The organism is Actinokineospora sp., from assembly GCF_050699995.1.
Lineage (GTDB): Bacteria > Actinomycetota > Actinomycetes > Mycobacteriales > Pseudonocardiaceae > Actinokineospora.
Genome location: NZ_JBOHGC010000066.1, coordinates 1 through 17,136, shown reverse-complemented (window position 1 = coordinate 17,136; position 17,136 = coordinate 1). Strand labels below are relative to the sequence as shown.

At 69.4% G+C, this 17,136-nt stretch carries 18 protein-coding genes and 1 pseudogene; 11 read left to right on the top strand and 8 right to left on the bottom strand.

The annotated features are described in order from the left end of the window. Nucleotides 1-25: 25 nt before the first annotated feature. The 4 genes from ACRDSQ_RS04070 to ACRDSQ_RS04055 all read left to right on the top strand — a co-directional run bounded on the left by ACRDSQ_RS04070 (nucleotide 26) and on the right by ACRDSQ_RS04055 (nucleotide 3,139). Complete coding sequence (locus ACRDSQ_RS04070; protein ID WP_431418869.1) at nucleotides 26-1,135, top strand: carboxylate-amine ligase; 1,110 nt, start codon at nucleotides 26-28, stop codon at nucleotides 1,133-1,135. 158 nt (nucleotides 1,136-1,293) lie between these two features. Then, nucleotides 1,294-1,431, top strand: a complete 138-nt coding sequence (locus ACRDSQ_RS04065) for a hypothetical protein (RefSeq protein ID WP_431418866.1) — start codon at nucleotides 1,294-1,296, stop codon at nucleotides 1,429-1,431. Nucleotides 1,432-1,743: 312 nt separating this feature from the next. Beyond that, nucleotides 1,744-2,913 carry a GDSL-type esterase/lipase family protein gene (locus tag ACRDSQ_RS04060; protein ID WP_431418865.1) on the top strand — a complete coding sequence of 390 codons (1,170 nt, stop codon included), beginning with the start codon at nucleotides 1,744-1,746 and terminating at the stop codon, nucleotides 2,911-2,913. Between the two features lie 97 nt (nucleotides 2,914-3,010). Continuing rightward, nucleotides 3,011-3,139, top strand: coding sequence for a hypothetical protein (locus tag ACRDSQ_RS04055; protein WP_431418863.1), 129 nt, complete (start codon nucleotides 3,011-3,013; stop codon nucleotides 3,137-3,139). On the opposite strand, the gene ACRDSQ_RS04050 is transcribed toward ACRDSQ_RS04055, so the two are convergent. Continuing rightward, nucleotides 3,136-4,386, bottom strand: coding sequence for an aminotransferase class V-fold PLP-dependent enzyme (locus ACRDSQ_RS04050; protein WP_431418861.1), 1,251 nt, complete (start codon nucleotides 4,384-4,386; stop codon nucleotides 3,136-3,138). The genes ACRDSQ_RS04055 and ACRDSQ_RS04050 overlap by 4 nt on opposite strands. Nucleotides 4,387-4,555: 169 nt before the next feature. On the opposite strand from ACRDSQ_RS04050, the gene ACRDSQ_RS04045 reads away from it, so the two are divergent. Further along, nucleotides 4,556-6,010 carry an LVIVD repeat-containing protein gene (locus tag ACRDSQ_RS04045; protein ID WP_431418859.1) on the top strand — a complete coding sequence of 485 codons (1,455 nt, stop codon included), beginning with the start codon at nucleotides 4,556-4,558 and terminating at the stop codon, nucleotides 6,008-6,010. Between the two features lie 5 nt (nucleotides 6,011-6,015). Then, nucleotides 6,016-6,618, top strand: a complete 603-nt coding sequence (locus ACRDSQ_RS04040; RefSeq protein WP_431418857.1) for a DUF305 domain-containing protein — start codon at nucleotides 6,016-6,018, stop codon at nucleotides 6,616-6,618. A gap of 303 nt (nucleotides 6,619-6,921) precedes the next feature. Here the strand turns inward: ACRDSQ_RS04040 and ACRDSQ_RS04035 are convergent, their stop codons facing one another. Then, nucleotides 6,922-8,472, bottom strand: coding sequence for an FAD-binding oxidoreductase (locus tag ACRDSQ_RS04035; protein ID WP_431418856.1), 1,551 nt, complete (start codon nucleotides 8,470-8,472; stop codon nucleotides 6,922-6,924). A gap of 79 nt (nucleotides 8,473-8,551) precedes the next feature. On the opposite strand from ACRDSQ_RS04035, the gene ACRDSQ_RS04030 reads away from it, so the two are divergent. Beyond that, nucleotides 8,552-9,727, top strand: coding sequence for a winged helix DNA-binding domain-containing protein (locus tag ACRDSQ_RS04030; RefSeq protein WP_431418854.1), 1,176 nt, complete (start codon nucleotides 8,552-8,554; stop codon nucleotides 9,725-9,727). Nucleotides 9,728-9,900: 173 nt separating this feature from the next. Here the strand turns inward: ACRDSQ_RS04030 and ACRDSQ_RS04025 are convergent, their stop codons facing one another. The 6 genes from ACRDSQ_RS04025 to ACRDSQ_RS04000 all read right to left on the bottom strand — a co-directional run bounded on the left by ACRDSQ_RS04025 (nucleotide 9,901) and on the right by ACRDSQ_RS04000 (nucleotide 13,495). Further along, nucleotides 9,901-10,590 carry a DUF6230 family protein gene (locus ACRDSQ_RS04025; protein WP_431418853.1) on the bottom strand — a complete coding sequence of 230 codons (690 nt, stop codon included), beginning with the start codon at nucleotides 10,588-10,590 and terminating at the stop codon, nucleotides 9,901-9,903. Beyond that, complete coding sequence (locus tag ACRDSQ_RS04020) at nucleotides 10,590-11,225, bottom strand: hypothetical protein (protein ID WP_431418851.1); 636 nt, start codon at nucleotides 11,223-11,225, stop codon at nucleotides 10,590-10,592. Before ACRDSQ_RS04020 ends, ACRDSQ_RS04025 begins: the two co-directional genes overlap by 1 nt. After that, a complete protein-coding gene (locus tag ACRDSQ_RS04015) occupies nucleotides 11,222-11,632 on the bottom strand; it encodes a DUF6114 domain-containing protein (protein WP_431418848.1) in 411 nt (136 codons plus the stop codon). Before ACRDSQ_RS04015 ends, ACRDSQ_RS04020 begins: the two co-directional genes overlap by 4 nt. Further along, nucleotides 11,626-12,324 (bottom strand): DUF6230 family protein, encoded by a 699-nt coding sequence (locus ACRDSQ_RS04010; protein ID WP_431418846.1) that lies wholly within the window; start codon nucleotides 12,322-12,324, stop codon nucleotides 11,626-11,628. Before ACRDSQ_RS04010 ends, ACRDSQ_RS04015 begins: the two co-directional genes overlap by 7 nt. Beyond that, nucleotides 12,324-12,776, bottom strand: a complete 453-nt coding sequence (locus ACRDSQ_RS04005; RefSeq protein ID WP_431418845.1) for a DUF6114 domain-containing protein — start codon at nucleotides 12,774-12,776, stop codon at nucleotides 12,324-12,326. Before ACRDSQ_RS04005 ends, ACRDSQ_RS04010 begins: the two co-directional genes overlap by 1 nt. A gap of 74 nt (nucleotides 12,777-12,850) precedes the next feature. Beyond that, nucleotides 12,851-13,495, bottom strand: a complete 645-nt coding sequence (locus tag ACRDSQ_RS04000; protein ID WP_431418843.1) for a DUF6230 family protein — start codon at nucleotides 13,493-13,495, stop codon at nucleotides 12,851-12,853. A 459-nt stretch (nucleotides 13,496-13,954) separates the two neighbouring features. Between ACRDSQ_RS04000 and lepB the strand changes: the two genes are divergently transcribed. The 4 genes and pseudogenes from lepB to ACRDSQ_RS03980 form a co-directional block, all read left to right on the top strand. After that, nucleotides 13,955-14,572, top strand: coding sequence for a signal peptidase I (gene lepB, locus ACRDSQ_RS03995; RefSeq protein ID WP_431418842.1), 618 nt, complete (start codon nucleotides 13,955-13,957; stop codon nucleotides 14,570-14,572). 128 nt (nucleotides 14,573-14,700) lie between these two features. Next, complete coding sequence (locus ACRDSQ_RS03990; protein ID WP_091373903.1) at nucleotides 14,701-15,321, top strand: L-threonylcarbamoyladenylate synthase; 621 nt, start codon at nucleotides 14,701-14,703, stop codon at nucleotides 15,319-15,321. 126 nt (nucleotides 15,322-15,447) lie between these two features. Further along, nucleotides 15,448-15,852 (top strand): hypothetical protein, encoded by a 405-nt coding sequence (locus ACRDSQ_RS03985; protein WP_431418841.1) that lies wholly within the window; start codon nucleotides 15,448-15,450, stop codon nucleotides 15,850-15,852. 54 nt (nucleotides 15,853-15,906) lie between these two features. Continuing rightward, a pseudogene (locus ACRDSQ_RS03980) lies at nucleotides 15,907-17,118 on the top strand (ISAzo13 family transposase); the annotation flags it as partial. Nucleotides 17,119-17,136: the final 18 nt, after the last annotated feature.

The window sequence follows — 17,136 nt, the reverse complement described above, 5'->3', positions numbered from 1 at the left end:
ATGGACGGACCCGATCGGGGATCCCATGCGCACAGACCTGTCGTTCGGCGTGGAAGAGGAGTTCCTCGTCGTCGATCCGCTGACCCGCGCCGTCGTGCCACGGGCGGCGGAGGTCATTCGACGGGCCAAGGCGTCGCTCGGTGACCGGGTGGCGCCGGAGATCACGCACATGCAGGTGGAGGTGCGGACCGAGCCGTGCGTCACCGCGGCCGGGCTGCACGACCAGCTCCGCGAGGGCCGCGAAACCCTGGCGGTCTCAGCCGCCGCCGCCGGGCTCGCCGTCATCGCCAGCGGCAGCGCGATCCTGGGCAGCGTCGCACCCGCCGCGATGACTGAGGGGCCGCGTCAGGACAGGGGCAACGAGACCTTCCGCGCCCTGCATGACGAGGTCACCATCTGCGCGGCCCACGTGCACGTGGAGATGCCCGACCGCGAGCGCGCCCTGCTGGTCGGCAACCACCTCCGCCCGCACCTGCCGACCCTGATCGCGCTGACCGCGAACTCCCCGTACTGGGCGGGCCGCGACACCGGCTACGCGAGTTGGCGGACCCTGACCTGCGCCCGCTGGCCGGTCGCCGGTCCACCCCCGTTCTTCGCCTCGGAGGCGCACTACGACGACGTCGTCGGCGCCCTGCTGGCAGCGGGCGCGCTGGTCGACGAGGGCACGATCTTCTGGGACATCCGCCCCTCGGCGCACCTGCCGACCTTGGAGATCCGGGCCACCGACACGCCGCTGACCGCGACCGACACCGCCCTGCTGGCCGTCCTGGTCCGCGCCCTGGCCGCCACCGCCCTCCGACTCGTCGAGCGGGGCGACCCAGGACCCCGGATTCCCGCGGAGATCCTGCGAGCGGCGTACTGGCGCGCCGCCCGCGACGGCCTGGAAGGCCACGCGCTCGACGTGCTGACTGGTCGGTTGGCTCCCGCGGCCGACCTGGTCCGGCAGTCGGTCGCCTACGCCGCCGCCGCGCTTGGTCCCGATCTGGGGCTCGTGACCGGCTGGCTGGATCAGTTGACGGCGGGGGGATCGGGGGCCGCGCGGCAGCGGCGGGCGGGCGCGGACGGGGACCTGGTCGCTGTCGTGGACTACCTGGTCGGCATGACCGCGGGCCGAGCAGTGCTCCCATTGGGGTGACCGGAGGGTCCGCTCACCCCGACAGGCACCCCGCGGGTTCCGGTTCCGTCACCCTGACCGCCGCCGCTCGCCCGTTGTCCGCTCGCACTCTTCAGGGTGGCGTGGTGCGGCCCTTCAGCCTTATCGGGGCGGGGCGGTGGCGGGCGTGTGACGATGAGGTGGTTGAGGCGTTCGGGCGGCACTACTCCGACAAGGCCAGGGTGTTGCGGTTGCTCACCGACGTTCGCCACGTCATGGCGGCTGTCCGCCCGCTTCGGTTGGTGGAGGTGGTCGCGGGGCTCGCGGGGCTGAACTGAATCGATGTTGGTTCGCGCGGACAATCCCGACAGTTCCCGGGAACAATCACCCCCTGTCACGTTTGTCGCGAGGCGTGATGTTCTAGCTGATTCCGGTACCGATAAAGGTCAAGTCTCCCAAGCGAAGCAACGGTCCGGAACGTCCAGGGTGGACTGTCCGCTGTGGGGTGGGCGGTCATGTCGCCGTAATGAAATCGAGTCCGGGCGCTACCTTGCGGTAACAAGTCGCCGACGTGTGAGATACGCCACAGTCCCCACACAAGCCTGCAGCGGGTCATCCCCTGCCACGCGGCCGACGGCAGGAGTGCCCAGGTGTCCCGATCTCGCGGCAACACGATGTCACCCGGCAGGACCCGGCTCGCGGTAGGCGCGATGGTCTTACCGTTGGCGCTGGTCGCGGCGGGCGCGGGCACCGCGTCGGCGAGCCCCACCGCGGGTCCGACCGCCGTCGTGTCCCTGGGCGACAGCTACATCTCCGGTGAGGCCGGGCGCTGGAAGGGCAACAGCCTCAACAACTCCGGCAGCCGCGACGGCACGGACCGCGCCTACACCGGCTCGGGCTACGACCCCACCCGCGTCTACGGAGCCACTTCGGCGAACGGCTGCCACCGCTCGGACTCCGCGGAGGTCAAGTCCGCCACCGCGACCACCGAGGCACTGATCAACCTGTCGTGCTCCGGAGCCACCACGAAGAACATCTTCCGCGCCGCCACCGGCGGTGTCGCGTACAAGGGTGAAGCGCCGCAAGCCGACCAGCTCGCGTCGGTCGCCGCGGCCAACAACGTCGAGGTCGTCGTGCTGTCCATCGGCGGCAACGACCTCGGCTTCGCCGACATCATCACCAAGTGCGCCACCGACTACATCGTCTGGTACTCGTACTGCCACGACGACCAGCAGGTCGTCGTCGACTCCAAGATGGACGCCGCCATGGCGGGCGTGGGCAAGTCCATCGACGAGATCCGCGCGGTCATGACCGACGCCGGATACGCGGACACGGACTACCGGATCATCCTGCAGTCCTACCCCTCACCGATCCCGCGCGGTGCCGAGAACCGGTACTACGAAAGCGGTTGGACCCGCGTGACCACCGGCGGCTGCCCGTTCTGGAACAAGGACTCCGACTGGGCCCGCGACTCCCTGGTCCCGCAGATCGCCAACCGCCTCAAGGGTGTCGCCGCGGCCAAGGGCGTCCAGTTCATGGACCTGCGCGACATGCTGCAGGGCCGCGAGGTCTGCGCCAAGGCCAGCCGCCTGGTCAGCGCCACCGTGCCCACGTCGAACGCGAGCAGTGAGTGGGCCCGATGGATCGACAGCCAGTCCACCCAGGGGCCTGTGCAGGAGTCGATGCACCCCAACTACTACGGCCAACTCGGCCTGGGCCGCTGCCTGACCCTGATGTACGCGAAGCCGACCGGCAACCACACCTGCCGCAACACGGCGGGCGTGGGCGCGAGCGGCATGTACCTCACGGCCACGTCCTAAAGGAGCCCGTGGTCCCGGGCATAGATGGCCGCATGGGTGCGATCGCGCAAAGCCAGTCGGTCGAGGATCCGGGAGACATGGTTCTTGACGGTGCCCCGTGGTCCTGCTCGCGGTCGCGGCCCGGCTGCCCGAGTCGCCGGTCACCAGCGTCGTGCACGCGATGGTCGGCGCGACCATGATCTGGCTCGCCGCCGCCCTCTGGACGTCGGTCTCGCGAAAGGACTAGACGGCGCGGATCGCGGCCAGGGCGGCGTCGACCTCTTCCGGGGTGTTCGGGAGGCCGGTGCCGATCCTGGCGTAGCCGATCCGGTGACTCGCGGTGGTGATCAGGATTCCCTTGGCCCGCAACGACTCGACGATCGCGCCGTTCGATACCCCGCTCTTCTCGAAGCACGTGATCCCCGCCGACATGGACGCGCTGCGCGGCGTCTGCAGCGTCACCCCGGGGATGCCTGCGAGCCCGTCCTTGAGCCGCGTGCTCAACTCGGTGATCCGCGCGGCCGCCGCCGTCCGCCCGATTTCCTGCTGGAACGCCACCGCCGCGGGCACCGCCCACCGGTGCTCGTAGGCGACGAACCCACCGGGCGTCAGCGGATTCGACGTGAACGTCGACGCCATCGGCCGCAAGTGTTGGCGCGCGGTGCTTTTGACCCACATCAGCCCAGTGCCGCGCGGCCCGCCGAGCCACTTGTGCGTCCCGGCGACGAAGAAGTCGGCGCCCAGCCGCGCGGCGTCGGCGTCCACCGCGGCCAAGCCGTGCACGCCGTCCACGACCAGCAGGCACCGGTCGGCCTCGGTCCGGCCCTGGTTGGCCGCGGCGATCACCGCGGCCATCGCCTCGACCGGCATCCGCACCCCGGAACTGGACTGCACCCAGGTGGTGCCGACAACCCGAGTCTTGGCGGTGATCGCGGCCCGCAGCTTCGACGCGACCTCGTCGACGGTCGCGGTGGCGGAATTGGCGAACAGCCTGATCTGACGCACCGTCGCGCCGCGTTTGTCCGCGGCCAGCTGGGCGGCGCCGTTGTGCACGAAGTGGTCGTGCTCGGTGATCAGGAATTCCTGGCCCGGCTTCACCACGAGCCCGTTGTAGACCAGCCCGAGGCCGATCGTCGTGTTCTGCACCAGCGCGATCTCGCCCGAGACACCGCCGATGAACCCGGCCAGCGCGGATTCGGCACTGGTGCCCGGCGGGGGAGAGTTGATCGACAGCGGGTTCGCGTCGATCAGGGCGCTGTAGCGGTCGATCGCTTCGCGCACCGGCTTGGGGTTGGACGCCAGGTAGAACAGCCCGAGGTTCTTCAAGTTCGGATCGAGCCGGTACGCCCCGCGCACGGCGGGCCAGTCGGGTGCGCCCGAACTGGTGACGTAGCGCCGGGCCGCCGGTTCGGCCGCACACGACCCGCCAAGCAGACCCACGCCGGACACCGCACCGACACTGGCGACGAAAGCACGCCGAGAGAATTCGGACATGACCTCAGGATGGCCCTGTTCGCGGCGCCCAGGAAGGCCAGGAACGCTAGGGACAACCGGAATCCGCCATGAATAGTTGACATTTGCCAGTTCTCTTGACTCTTATTTAACTCGCCAGTAGCTTCGCGGAAACCCGGCCGTATGCCATGCCTCGATCGGAGAGTTCTCGATGAAGAGAATCGTGCGAGCCCTTCCCGCTGTGATCGCGGTGGCCGCGCTGGTGGTCGTCCCCAACGTCCAGGCAGGCGCGAGCGAGGTCGACACGACGGTCGGACGCGCCGACTGCGGGCCAGGGTCCGCGCCGGAGACCGGGCTGCAGGGGCAGGTGCCCCTGGCCGATCGGGAGAGCGGTCGCAGCGCCCAGGGCTACTCCTGCAACCTGGAGATGATCAGCCAGTTCCAGGGGCAGGGTCAGGCCACGGTCGGCGCGGCCTACGGCCACTGCCAATACCTGGGCACGCTCCTGCCCAGTGCGCTGACCGCGAAGTTCAAGGGCGTCAACGTCATCGACATGTCCGACCCGGCGAACCCCCGCCTGTCGACGTCGCTGGTCAGCGCCGCGACCCTCGGCGGCACGTGGGAGACGCTCAAGGTGCACGAGAGCCGCGGCCTGCTCGCCGCCGTGTCGGTCGGACCGGGCACGGGCGGCTTCTTCGTCTCCGTCTACGACGTGAAGACCGACTGCGCGAAGCCCCGCCTCCTCAACGGCGTCCTCGGCACGACGCTCACCATCCCCGGCTTCTTCCCCGGCCACGAGGCGGCGTGGTCGCCTGACGGCCGCACCTACTGGACGACCGGCGCGGGCCCCGGCACGATCGCCGCGCTCGACATGAGCAACCCGGCGCTGCCGCGGGTGATCTTCAACGGCCTCACCGGCCTGACCAACCACGGGCTCGGCTTCAGCCCCGACGGCAACCGCGCGTACGTCGCCAGCGCCGTCCCCGCGGGCATCACGATCTTCGACAGCAGCGACATCCAGAGCCGCAAGCTGTTCCCGAGGCTGCGCCGCATCGCCGACACCACCTGGGAAGACGGCGGCATCACCCAGCACGCCATGCCGTTCACCAAGAACGGCAAGCCGTACTACATGGCCGTCGACGAGTTCGCCTCCGGCGGCGCCCGGATCGTCGACATCTCCGACGAGAGCGCCCCGCGGATCGTGCGCAAGCTCAAGCTGGAGATCAACCGCCCGGAGAACATGCCGCTGCGCGCCAAGGACACCGCGAAGAACGGCGCCTTCGGCTACGAGGCGCACTACTGCTCCCTCGACCGGACCGTCGACCCGCGGACCATGGCATGCGGCTGGACCCAGTCCGGCATCCGCGTCTTCGACATCCGCGACCTGATGAACCCGCGCGAGATCGCCTACTTCAACCCGCCCGCGCAGGTCGGCAAGCGGTCCGAGTTGGTCAACTCGGCGCACGCCTTCGTCCCTGGTCAGCCGGTGTCCGACGCGGCCAACGGCAACCTCGGCGACCCGGCGGGCTACCTTGGGCCGGTGGACATGACCGCTGACTGGTGCATGTCGCCGCCCCGCCTGGACGGCGACCGCCTCTGGGTGAACTGCGACGACAACGGCGCCATGCTGCTGCGGTTCATCAACGGCGCGTATCCGCTGTCATGACCCCGATGCGGGTGCTCCTGGTCGCGATCGCGCTGGTCGTGGCCGGGATCGCCGTGGGCGCCGCGGGCGGCGTGCTGCTGGCCCCCGCGCCCCCGCGTCCACCTTCGGCGCCGAGCATGGTCGACATCGGGTTCAGCCAGGACATGATCGTCCATCACCAGCAGGCGCTGGAACTCGCGGGCCTGGTGCGCGGCAGGCTCGGCCCGTCCGCCGCGACCGTCGCCGCCACGATCGAGAACTCCCAGCAGCGCGAGATCGGGCTGATGCAGGGCTGGCTGTCCGCGTGGGACGCTCCGCAGGTCTCGGACACGGAGCCGATGGCGTGGATGGCGGGCAAACACGACCACGGTGACGCCGACGCGCCGATGCCGGGTCTGCTGTCGCGGGCCGAACTCGACGAACTCGCCGCGCTCGACGGCGCCGAGCTCGAGGCCAAGTTCATCCGGCTGATGATCAGACATCACACCGGCGGAGTCGAGATGGCGACCATCGCGGTGCGCGAGGCCGCGCTGCCGCAGGTGCGGGCCCAGGCCCGGCTGATGGTCGCGGAGCAGCGCAAGGAAATGGGTGTGCTCTCGGGTCTGCTGACCGCGGGCGCCGGCCGGTGAACGGCCTGGCCGCCGTACCTGCTGGGGGCGGGCACGGCGACCAGGGTCCACACACCGCGTGGCAACCGTGGGGCGGTTCCACGCGGTGTGTCCCCTCAGACGCCTGAGACACCTCAGGCGTTCCCCCCTGAGATCAGGTCAGTCGCACGCAGGCCTCGTTGGACCACGCGGACCGGCTGCCGCCGCGAGTCGCGGCCACGGAATAGCAGATGTCGACGCCGACGGGATCAACACCCGTGATTACGACATCCTCGCCCGCCTGTACTGCGCCGCCCCGGCGGGTGGAGCCGGCCAAGCTAGGCGCTAGATCAGCACTCCCGGGTTGAGCACGCCCGAGGGATCGAGCGCCGACTTGGCCGCGGTCAGCGCCGCGGCGAACGGGTCGGGGCGCTGGCGGTCGTACCAGGGGCGGTGGTCGCGGCCCACGGCGTGGTGGTGGGTGATCGTCCCGCCGTTCGCGGCCAGCGCGTCCGACACGGCGGTCTTGATCTCGTCCCACTGGCCCATGGTCCGGCCCCAGGTGCCGGGGGCGTAGACGCCGAAGTACGGCGCGGGGCCGTCCGGGTAGACGTGGGTGAACCGGCACGTCACCAGGCCGACGCCGGCGATCTGGCGGATCGCGTCGGTGGCGGCGGTGGTGACCGCGGCGTGCAGCGCCTCGAACCGGTCCCAGGTGCACGCGGTCTCGAAGGTCTCGACGATCATCGAGCGGCGGGCCAACGCGTCCCGCTGGTAAGGCATGCGCAGGAACGACGAACGCCAGTCGGCGCCGGGGTTCCGCTTGCCTTCCGCGACTTCGCCGCCGTGCTCCCGGCAGATCTCCACCGCGCGGACCAGCGCGCTGTCGACCGGGTGGTCGGCCGACTCGAAGCCCAGGACCAGGACGCCGCCGCCGGTGGTGACCCCGGCGTTGAGGAACGCCTCGGCGGGGTCGAGCAGCCTGCAGTTCGCCGGGTGCAGCCCGGACTGCGCGACCGCCCCGGTGGCGGCGACGGCGGAGGCGTAGTCGGCGAACTGGAGCGACGCGTTCGCCCGGTGCGCCGGCCGGTCCTGCAGTCGCATCCAGGCCTCGGTGATGATCCCGAGCGTGCCCTCGGAGCCAAGGAAGAGCCGGTCCGGAGACGGGCCCGCACCCGAGCCGGGCAGTCGGCGGGACTCGCTGACACCGCAGGGCGTGACGACCCGCATGGACTCGACGAGGTCGTCGATGTGGGTGTGCAGGGTGGCGTAGTGCCCGCCCGCGCGGGTCGCGAGCCAGCCGCCGAGCGTGGAGAACTCGAAGGACTGCGGGAAGTGGCGCAGCGTCAGGTCGTGCGGGCGGAGCTGGTCCTCCAGGTGTGGGCCGAACACGCCCGCCTGGATCCGGGCGGCGCGGCTCGTCCGGTCGATCTCGACGACCTGGTCGAGGCGGGCGAGGTCGATGGTCACGGCGGGCCCGTCGAACCGCGGCTCGACACCGCCGACGACCGAGCTGCCGCCGCCGAACGGGATCACCGGGATCCGTTCCGCCGAGCACCAGTCGAGCAGGTCGATGACGTGCTGCTCGGTGCGCGGGCGGGCGATGACGTCCGGGACGTTCTCCAGGTCGCCGTGCAGGTTGCGCACCACGTCACGGAAGGCCTTGCCGTGCGTGTGGGCCGCGCGGTCGGTCGGGTCGCTGGAGCACAGGTCGGCGAGCGAGTCCGGGGGAGTCACCTTGGCCGGGGGCAGCGCGAGGTCGGCGACCTCCGGCGGCGCGTGGTCGGTCAGGTCGGCGCCCGGCAACAGCGCGCCGACGCGGTCGATGAGGGCGGCCAGTTCGGCGCCGCCCAGCGCGTCCTCGTCGTTGCCCCAGCCCCACCAAGACCTGGCCATCGTGTCCCGCCTTTCGTCGACCCAGCCAACCTACCCGTCAGTAGTCCAGAGTGGATAGGTGTCCGAGTAGGGTCGGTTGATGCGGCGAATCCCGGACTCCGAGCGACGCGCGCGACTGAGCCTTCGACACGGTCTGGCGGCGCCGTTTCCCAGAGGCGACCCGACCGACGTCGCGGAGGCCCTGGTCGCCCTGCACGCCACCGACCCGTGCACGGTGTACGTCTCGGTGCTCGCGCGGATGGCCGTCGAACCCGACACCGTCAGCGCCGCCCTCCACGACCGGCGGACACTGGTGCGGATGCTTGGCATGCGCCGCACGGTATTCGTGGTGCCGCGGGCCGTCGCGCCAGTCGTCCAAGCCGCCTGCACCCGCACCGTGGCGGCCACCGAACGCCGCAGGCTGGTCAAGCAGCTGGCCGACGCGGCCGTGGCCCCGGACACCGCGGCCTGGCTCGCCGACGTCGAGGAATCCACCTTCGCCGCGCTGTCCGCCCGCAGCGAGGCGAGCGCGGCGGAGCTGTCGGCCGACGAGCCGCGGCTGCGCACGTCACTGCTCGTGGCCCCCGGAAAGCCGTACGAGGCAAAGCAGAACATCACCACCCGGGTGCTCGGCCTGCTCGCCGCCGACGGCCGGATCGTGCGCGGCCGACCGCTCGGGTCGTGGACGTCGACGCAGTACCGGTGGTCCCCGATGACCGAGTGGTTCCCCGGCGGACTGCCGACGCTGGACCTGTTCGAAGCCAGGGCCGAGCTGGCGCGGCGGTGGCTGCGGGTGTTCGGACCCGCGTCCGTCGGCGACCTCAAGTGGTGGACCGGGTGGACCCTCGGGGACACCCGCAAGGCCCTCGCCGAGGTCGGTGCGGTGGAGGTGTCGCTCGGCACCGGTACCGGCGTGGTTCTCGCCGACGACCTCGACCCGGTGGCGGAACCCGTGCCACGGCCGGTGTTGCTGCCCGCGCTGGACCCGACTCCGATGGGCTGGACCGAACGGGACTGGTACCTCGGCGAGCACGCGGACCGGCTGTTCGACCGCTCGGGGAACATCGGGCCCACGGTGTTCTGGGACGGGCGGGTGGTCGGCGGGTGGGCGCACCGACCCGACGGGGAGATCGCGGTCCGGCTGTTCGAGGACATCGGGGCCGAGGCCGCGGAACTGGTGCACGCCGAGGCCACCCGGCTGGCGGGACTGGTCGGCGTCGTTCGGATCCGCTCCCGCTTCCCGACCCCACTCGAACGGGAACTGCTCGCGCTCTGATCCCGTCGTGACTAGGTCCTGTCTGACAAATCGCGACAGCGATAGCCGCGCCGAGGCGGCCCCCGGCGGCACGGTCGGATTCGCCCGAATACACCCGGTATGAGTGGCGATCCGTCCGCACCGCCAGGAACCACCCCGATCACGACTGGCGCGCACCCGCTTCGAGACAGGCGCTAGCCGGGCGGCGCGGTGGGCGCCGCGGGGGCGGGGCAGGTGGTCCGGCCGGGCTCGATCTTGACCTTCAGGCCCGGCAGGTTGAACGGGCCGACGATCTCCATCGCGTACACCTTGCCGGTGAGCTGGGTGAACTCGGCGAACGTCGAGTCGGCCCCGAAGCGGTGCCTGCTCGGCGTGGCCTCCAGCGGGTTCTCCATGTAGCTGCCGTCGGGGGCCTTGATGGTGGTGACGTCCTCGCCGGTGATGCCGAACTTGACCACGCCGTCGAGCGTCAGCGTCCCGGCGACCCGCGCGCCGTCGAGTTCGACGTTGCGGGCGTCGACCTCCCACGTCGAGAGGTTCCCGTCGCCGCCGGTCAGCTTCAGGGTGTAGTCCTGGCCGAGGATCGTCTGGTTCATCGTGATGCACAGCTCGTTCAGCTTGCCCTGCGCGAAACCCGCGCGGATCAGCCGGATGTCGCGCAGCACCACGGTTCCGTCGGCCTGCCGCACCTTCTGCTTGTTGTCCACTACGGACAGTCCGAAGTCGACACCGTAGAGCCCGCTGGTGCTGAGGTCGGCGGTGCCGCTCTGGATGACCACGTGGTGGGCCAGCACACCGGTGCTCATTCCGAGGCCGCACAGCACGACCAGCACCAGCGCGGGCACGCCGAGCAGCGCCGACCGGCCCCAGCGCGTGCCGTTCATCAGGCGCCGCCGTTGAGTAGCTGCAGGGTGGACTTCGGCAGGTTGATCGGGTTGTCCCGCTGCCCGGGCTGCGGCTGCGGGTTGTAGGCGGAGATGGCGTAGGCGTTCATCCGCAGCCAGCACCCGGAGATGTTGAGCCCGATGTTGTCCGGCACCCAGGTCCACGTGATGATGCACGTCCCCCACTGGAACTCGAGGTTCGTCCCCCACACGTCGGTCCACATCGCCTGGCCGGCGTTGTTCGTCCCGCCCAGCTCGATCGGGCCCGGTGCGGTGATCTGCACGCGGTAGTCGGCGCCGCGGTTCTGGTCGATGAGGATGTCCTTGTCGACGACCAGCTGCTTGAAGCGGTAGTGGTTGACCTGCCTCGTGGTCCCGTCCGCAACGGTGATCGTGGTGGTGCCGAGGTCGGTGAAGGACTGGGTGTGCCAGTCGTAGGTGTCGATGAACGAGCTCTCCTTGCCGAAGGCGATCTGGAAAGCCTGTGGCACCACGCAGAAGCCGATGTTCGGGTCGCGCACGCAGCCCACCGCCGCCTCGGCGCGCGGAACGGAGGTGTCCGGGACCAGCGCGGTGGAGAACAGCACGAGCAGCACCGCGGCCGCCGCGAGCCACGCCCGCACGGGTGCGATCACGACTCGGCCTTCCGCCGCGGCTTCTTCGGCCCCCAGCCGAACACCATGGCCGCGCCGACGATGCCGAGCAGGGTCCCGATCAGGAAGCCGCCGAGATTCGACGCCACGAACGCCGCCACCGCGAAGATCCCGCCCATGAGCCCGGCGACGAGCCGCTGCGACGGGGCGAACCACGCCATCAGCCCCAGCACGATCATCCCGCCGCCCAGCACGTAGCCCGAGATGCCGGAAGCGCCGGAGGACAGGGTGACGACGATCGGCGCGATGGTCAGCGACATGATCGTCCAGCCGCCCAGCATCATCCACAGGCCGCCCCAGAACGGCCTGGTGCGACGGAACGCGGTGAACCACTGCCAGAGCGCGGCCACGACGGCGAGCACCGGGTTGTCCCGGACGCGGGTCAGCATCCGACGGTCCCGGGTTCGATGGCCAGTTTCAGGCCGGGCAGACCGATGCTGCCGACGAGCTCGATGGTGTACGCGGACGCGTCGAGGTTGGCGATGTTCACCGTTCCCGCCTCCAGGCCGAAGTTGCCCGCCGTGCCGCCCTCGAGGCGGGTCGCGCCCATGGTGATGTCGTCGGCCGACTTGCCCAGGTACATGTCGGCGAAGGTGCCGTTGCTCGCGTTGACCGACGTCGCCTCCAGGATCAGGTCGGAGGCGTTGATCTCGGCGACGCCCTCCGGCGTGCCGTTGACCGGCTCACCGGCGGTGATCTTCAGCGTGTAGCTGACCCCGGCGATGCTCTCGTGCACCACACCGCACAGCCCGTCGAGCCGCGCGGACTTGAACCCCGCGCGCGCCATGCCTTTGCTGGCCCCGGTCGCGCCGTTGTCGATGAGCCGGTCGTGCAGCAGCGCGGCGAAACCGGCGCCCTGCACCTGGTCGGACTTGATCGCGAACGGCTTGTTCACCACCATGAAGTTGGCCGCCAGCAAGCCTTGCGCCATGCCCATGCCAAGCAGCCCCACGACCACGGTCGCGGGAATGGCCAGCAGCGTGGACCGCCCGACCCGACTCCCGCGGCGCACATCGTCGGCCGCTTCCTCGCGCATCCGCGCGTTCCACGCCGCCACCGCGGCGAACCGCTTGCCCGCCATCACACCTGCCCCTGCGCGGTGCGGCGGAACATGCGGCGCAGCTTGGGGTGTTCGGGCTTCGGGCCCCAGGCGAAGATCATGCCGCCGCCGATCACTCCGCAGATCATCCCGACGCCGAAGCCACCCAGGTTCGACAGCACCAGCGACGCCACCGCGAAGATCACGCCGAGCAGGCCGGCGAGGTGCCGCTGTGACGGGGCGAACCACGAGAAGAAGGCGAAGAGCATCATCGAGCCGCCCAGCACGTAGCCGGACATGCCGCCGACCCCGGCGGCCAAGGTGACCTGCATCGGGGCGAGGGTCAGGGAGAGGATCACCCAGCCGCCGAACGCGAGCCAGGCGCCGCCCCAGAACGGGCGGGTGCGGCGGAAGCGGGTGAACGCCGCCCAGGACCGGGCCGGCCTGCCCGGTGGCTTGGCGGTGTCGTCGTGGTCCGCGATCGGTTCGGTCATGGGGAACTCCTGTCGGTCTGGTCGGTCCGCACGTGTTGATGGCGGCGGCCGTCCGCCACCAACACGCGGCGGGATCAGGGAACGATGGTGCAGTTGGTCGATCCGGTCTCGATCGCCAGCGACAGACCGGTCAGGTTGATCGTCCCGGCGATGGTCGCCGCGTAGGCCTCGGCGTGCAGGCCGTTGAGGTTCGCCGTGTTCGACTGCAGACCGAAGTTTCCTGGCGTGCCGCCGAGCGAGCCGGTGCTGGTGCCCATCTTCACGTCGTCGGCGCTCTTGCCCAGGGCAAGACCGTTCATCGTGGCGTTGGCGTTGACCGACTCACCGTCGAGGACCAGGTCCTGCGCCGCGATGTCGTTGACCGCGTCGTTCGGGTTGCCCGCCGCGATCTTGAGCGTGAACGGCAAGCCGAGCACGCTCTGGTGGACCGCCGCGCAGAGGCCGTTGAGGTTGGCTGTCTGAAAGCCCGCCCGCGCCACGGCCTGACCGCTCGTGGTGCCGTCGGCGTTGTCCTTCGTGACGTTGTCCATGATCGCGCCGAAGCCGTCACCCTGCAGGGCCGCCGACTCGATCTGGAACGGCTTGCCGTTGACGTTGAACGACGCCGCGAGCAGACCCTGGGCCAGTGCGATGCCGAGCGTCGCCATGGCGATCCCGGCAACGCCGGTGACCGCCGTGAAACGGCCCCATCTTGTTCTGCCCAGTGTGGTTTCCTGCATCTGACCTCCTGGTTTCGTTGCCCTCCGCAGTCATGCGAAGAACTGCTGGGAAATCACCGCACCACCGAAACGGGCAGGCCTAATAACACACAGTCACAGCGGAGTAGCGGCGGCCGCCCTCGCTCGCCGGTATCCGCCACCAGCCGTAACCATGTGTCCCTGATCACCCGGTGGGGGTGAAGGAACGGTGCCATTTGTGTTGCCTGGTGACAAGAGCATCGACCCGTCGCTGGTCAGGCATGAACACGTTGTGTGACTCTTGGTAACGCCTACTTTGGGTAACATGCTCGTGATCGGCGGCTTGGGACGGTCCGCAACGGGGATGGGTGTCTGCCATTCGGCCGTATCCGGCCGGATTTCGGACCTGCGGTTGTAACGGAAAGTAATAGGTTACGTATCGGTAACATGCCGTATCCATTCCGCCGAACGCCGTATTTGATACCCGGAATGGAGAACCCAGTGGTCGTTGACGGGAGACGCGGTCGAGTCGCACGGCGGGTGCTGGGAGCCGTCGCGGCGCTCGCGGCGGTGGCCTTGGTCGGCGTGGTCATCGCGGTGACGTTCGCGAACCGGATCGACGGCCAGAGCATGAGTCCCACCCTCCGCGACGGCGACCGGATCTTGTTGGAACCATTCTTCGAACCCGCCGATCTTCGACGGTTCGACATCGTGGCCGCCCGCCCGGCCCCGGGGACACTGGCGGTGGTGAAGCGGGTGATCGGCCTGCCGGGCGATGCTGTGCGGATCGATGTGCGTCCCGACGGTGAGGCGTCGGTGTTGGTCCGGCCCGCGGGTGCGGACACCTGGTCGGTGGTCGACGCTCCTGTGTGGACCGAGAACTGGCACGACGCGCGCCAATGCTGCGCGGCGGACGGGAAGTTGGGCGCCGGGGAGCCGGTAGTCCCCGCGGGACACGTGTTCGTACTGGGGGACAACCCTTCGCAATCCGACGACTCGCGCAAGTACGGCTGGGTGCCGATCAGCGAAGTGATCGGCAGGATGTCATGGCGCCTGTACCCACTGGACCGGTTCGGCTCACTCGACCCGAGCGCGGACATGCGCCTGATCGAACTGTGACATGGCGCTGTTACATGGCGCCTGGTGGTCCGCGCGCTTCGCCGGTGGGTGCGCTTGGGTGGCAAAACGGCTTGCTTCTTGCTGGCTGAGGGCGCGCTGGGGTGGGTCTTCACCTATACGCTTCTCCAATGGCGAAGTACTTCGACGTGCATCCGGACAACCCTCAGCGCCGATCGATCACCCAGATCGTCGACCTTCTGCGCGCCGACGCCCTGATCGCGTACCCCACCGACTCCTGCTACGCCCTCGGCTGCCGGTTGGGCAACAAGGACGGGATCGACCGGATCCGCGAGATCCGCAACCTCGACGACCGCCACCACTTCACCTTGGTGTGCCAGGACTTCTCCCAGCTGGGCCAGTTCGTCGAGGTCGGCAACGCGGTCTTCCGGGCGATCAAGGCGTCCACTCCGGGCAGCTACACCTTCATCCTGCCCGCCACCAAGGAAGTTCCGCGCAGGTTGCAGCACGCGAAGAAGAAGACGGTCGGGGTGCGCATTCCCGACCATGTCGTGACGCAGGCGATCGTGGCCGAGCTTGGTGAGCCGCTGCTGTCGAGCACGCTGCTGCTTCCCGACCAGCCCGAACCGATGACCATGGGCTGGGAGATCAAGGAGCGGCTCGACCACGTGGTCGACGCGGTGATCGACTCCGGGGAGTGCGGGACGGTGCCGACATCCGTCATCGACTTCTCGCAGGGCGAGCCGGAGATCATCCGGGTGGGTGCGGGAGACGTCTCCAGGTTCGAGTGATCTTATCGAACACATGTTCGAACGCGACGGGTTTGAGGTGCTGGACCGGATGTCGTTCCTCCGGCGGTACCGCGAGCCTTGATGAGTGCAGGATGGACCCATTCTCGCCCGAGGCCAACCAGGCCGATGTGGACGCGCGGCGGGGCTGCCGCTCGCGGACGTGATCGCCGAACTGGAGAAGGCCTACGAACTCGGCGCCGCCGGCCCGTCCACCGGGTCGCGCTGGGCGAGTGGGTCCACGGCGGCGACATCCGTGAGGCGCTGGGAGAACCGGACGCCTACTCGTCGGCAGACGCGGACGATGCCCTGACGATCCTGGTCCAACGCAGCGTCGCCCGGGAGGTCCCACCCACCGACGTCCATCTCGCCGATGGCCGCTCCCTCCGCCTCGGCGACCCGGACACCGGCGCGGAGGGCACTCTCAGGACTGATGTGGCCGGGCTGTTCCGCATCACCGCCAACCGCAGGCCCGAACTCGCCGAGGCTGAGCTGACTGGGTTGGTGCCCAGCGAACTGCGAATGTTCTTCTAGGACTTGTCGTGAAATAACCTAGTTTTCGCCCTCGGGGTGTCTAGGGTCTGTGCTATGAGCCTGGTCATGGATTCCCTGTCTCGCCGCTACGACGCGGTCAGGTCGCATCTGACCGAGCGGCAGCGCCGGGTCTGGCTGGGTGCCGAGGCCCGGGAGTTGGGGTCGGGTGGTGTGCGGATCGTGGCGGACGCGGTCGGGGTGTCTCCGGACACCGTGCGGCGTGGCCGCGACGAGTTGGATGATCCACAACCGTTGGAGGTGGGTCGTTCCCGCGCGCCGGGCGGCGGCCGCAAACGCGCCGAGGAAACCGATCCCGACCTTGTCGAGGCGCTGGACGCGTTGGTGGATCCCGAATCACGGGACGACCCGATGACACCGTTGCGGTGGACCTGCAAGTCGCTGCGCACCCTGGCCGGGCAGTTGCGTGGTCAGGGCCACCAGGTCTCGGCGAGTCTGGTGCAGCGACTGTTGCACCAGGCGGGATACAGCCTGCAGGGCAACGCGAAAACCTTGGAGGGCAACCAGAATCCAGACCGGGACGCCCAGTTCCACCACATTCATGACACCGCGGCCGCGTTCCTGGCCGCCGGGGATCCGGTGATCAGCGTGGACTGCAAGAAGAAGGAACTGGTCGGGCAGTTCAAAAACAAGGGACAGCAGTGGCGGCCGGCCGGAGATCCCGAGCCGGTCAAGGTGCACGACTTCATCGACGAGCAACTCGGCAAGGCGATCCCTTACGGCATCTACGACATCGGCGCCAACACCGGCTGGGTCAACGTCGGCATCGACCACGAGACCGCCGCGTTCGCGGTGAACACCGTGCGTTCGTGGTGGAGCACCGTCGGCGTCGGCACCTACCCGAACGCACGACGGTTGCTGATCACCGCCGATTCCGGTGGTGCCAACGGCAACCGCCGCCGCGCCTGGAAAACCGAACTGGCCGCGTTGGCCGCCGAGACCGGTCTGGAGATCAGCGTCTGCCACCTGCCACCGGGCACCAGCAAGTGGAACAAGATCGAGCATCGCCTGTTCTCTCAGATCAGCCGCAACTGGCGAGGCCGACCCCTGGAAAGCCTGGAAACAATCATCAACCTGATCGGTGCCACGACCACCACGACCGGCTTGACCGTCACGGCCACTCTGGACGCGGGCGACTATCCCACCGGAGTCAAGATCAGCAACCGGCAGATGAAAGACCTCCCGATCAGCCGCAACGCCTGGCACGCCGACTGGAACTACACCCTTCACCCACGATCCGACACGCCCGACCCGCACTGACTTGAT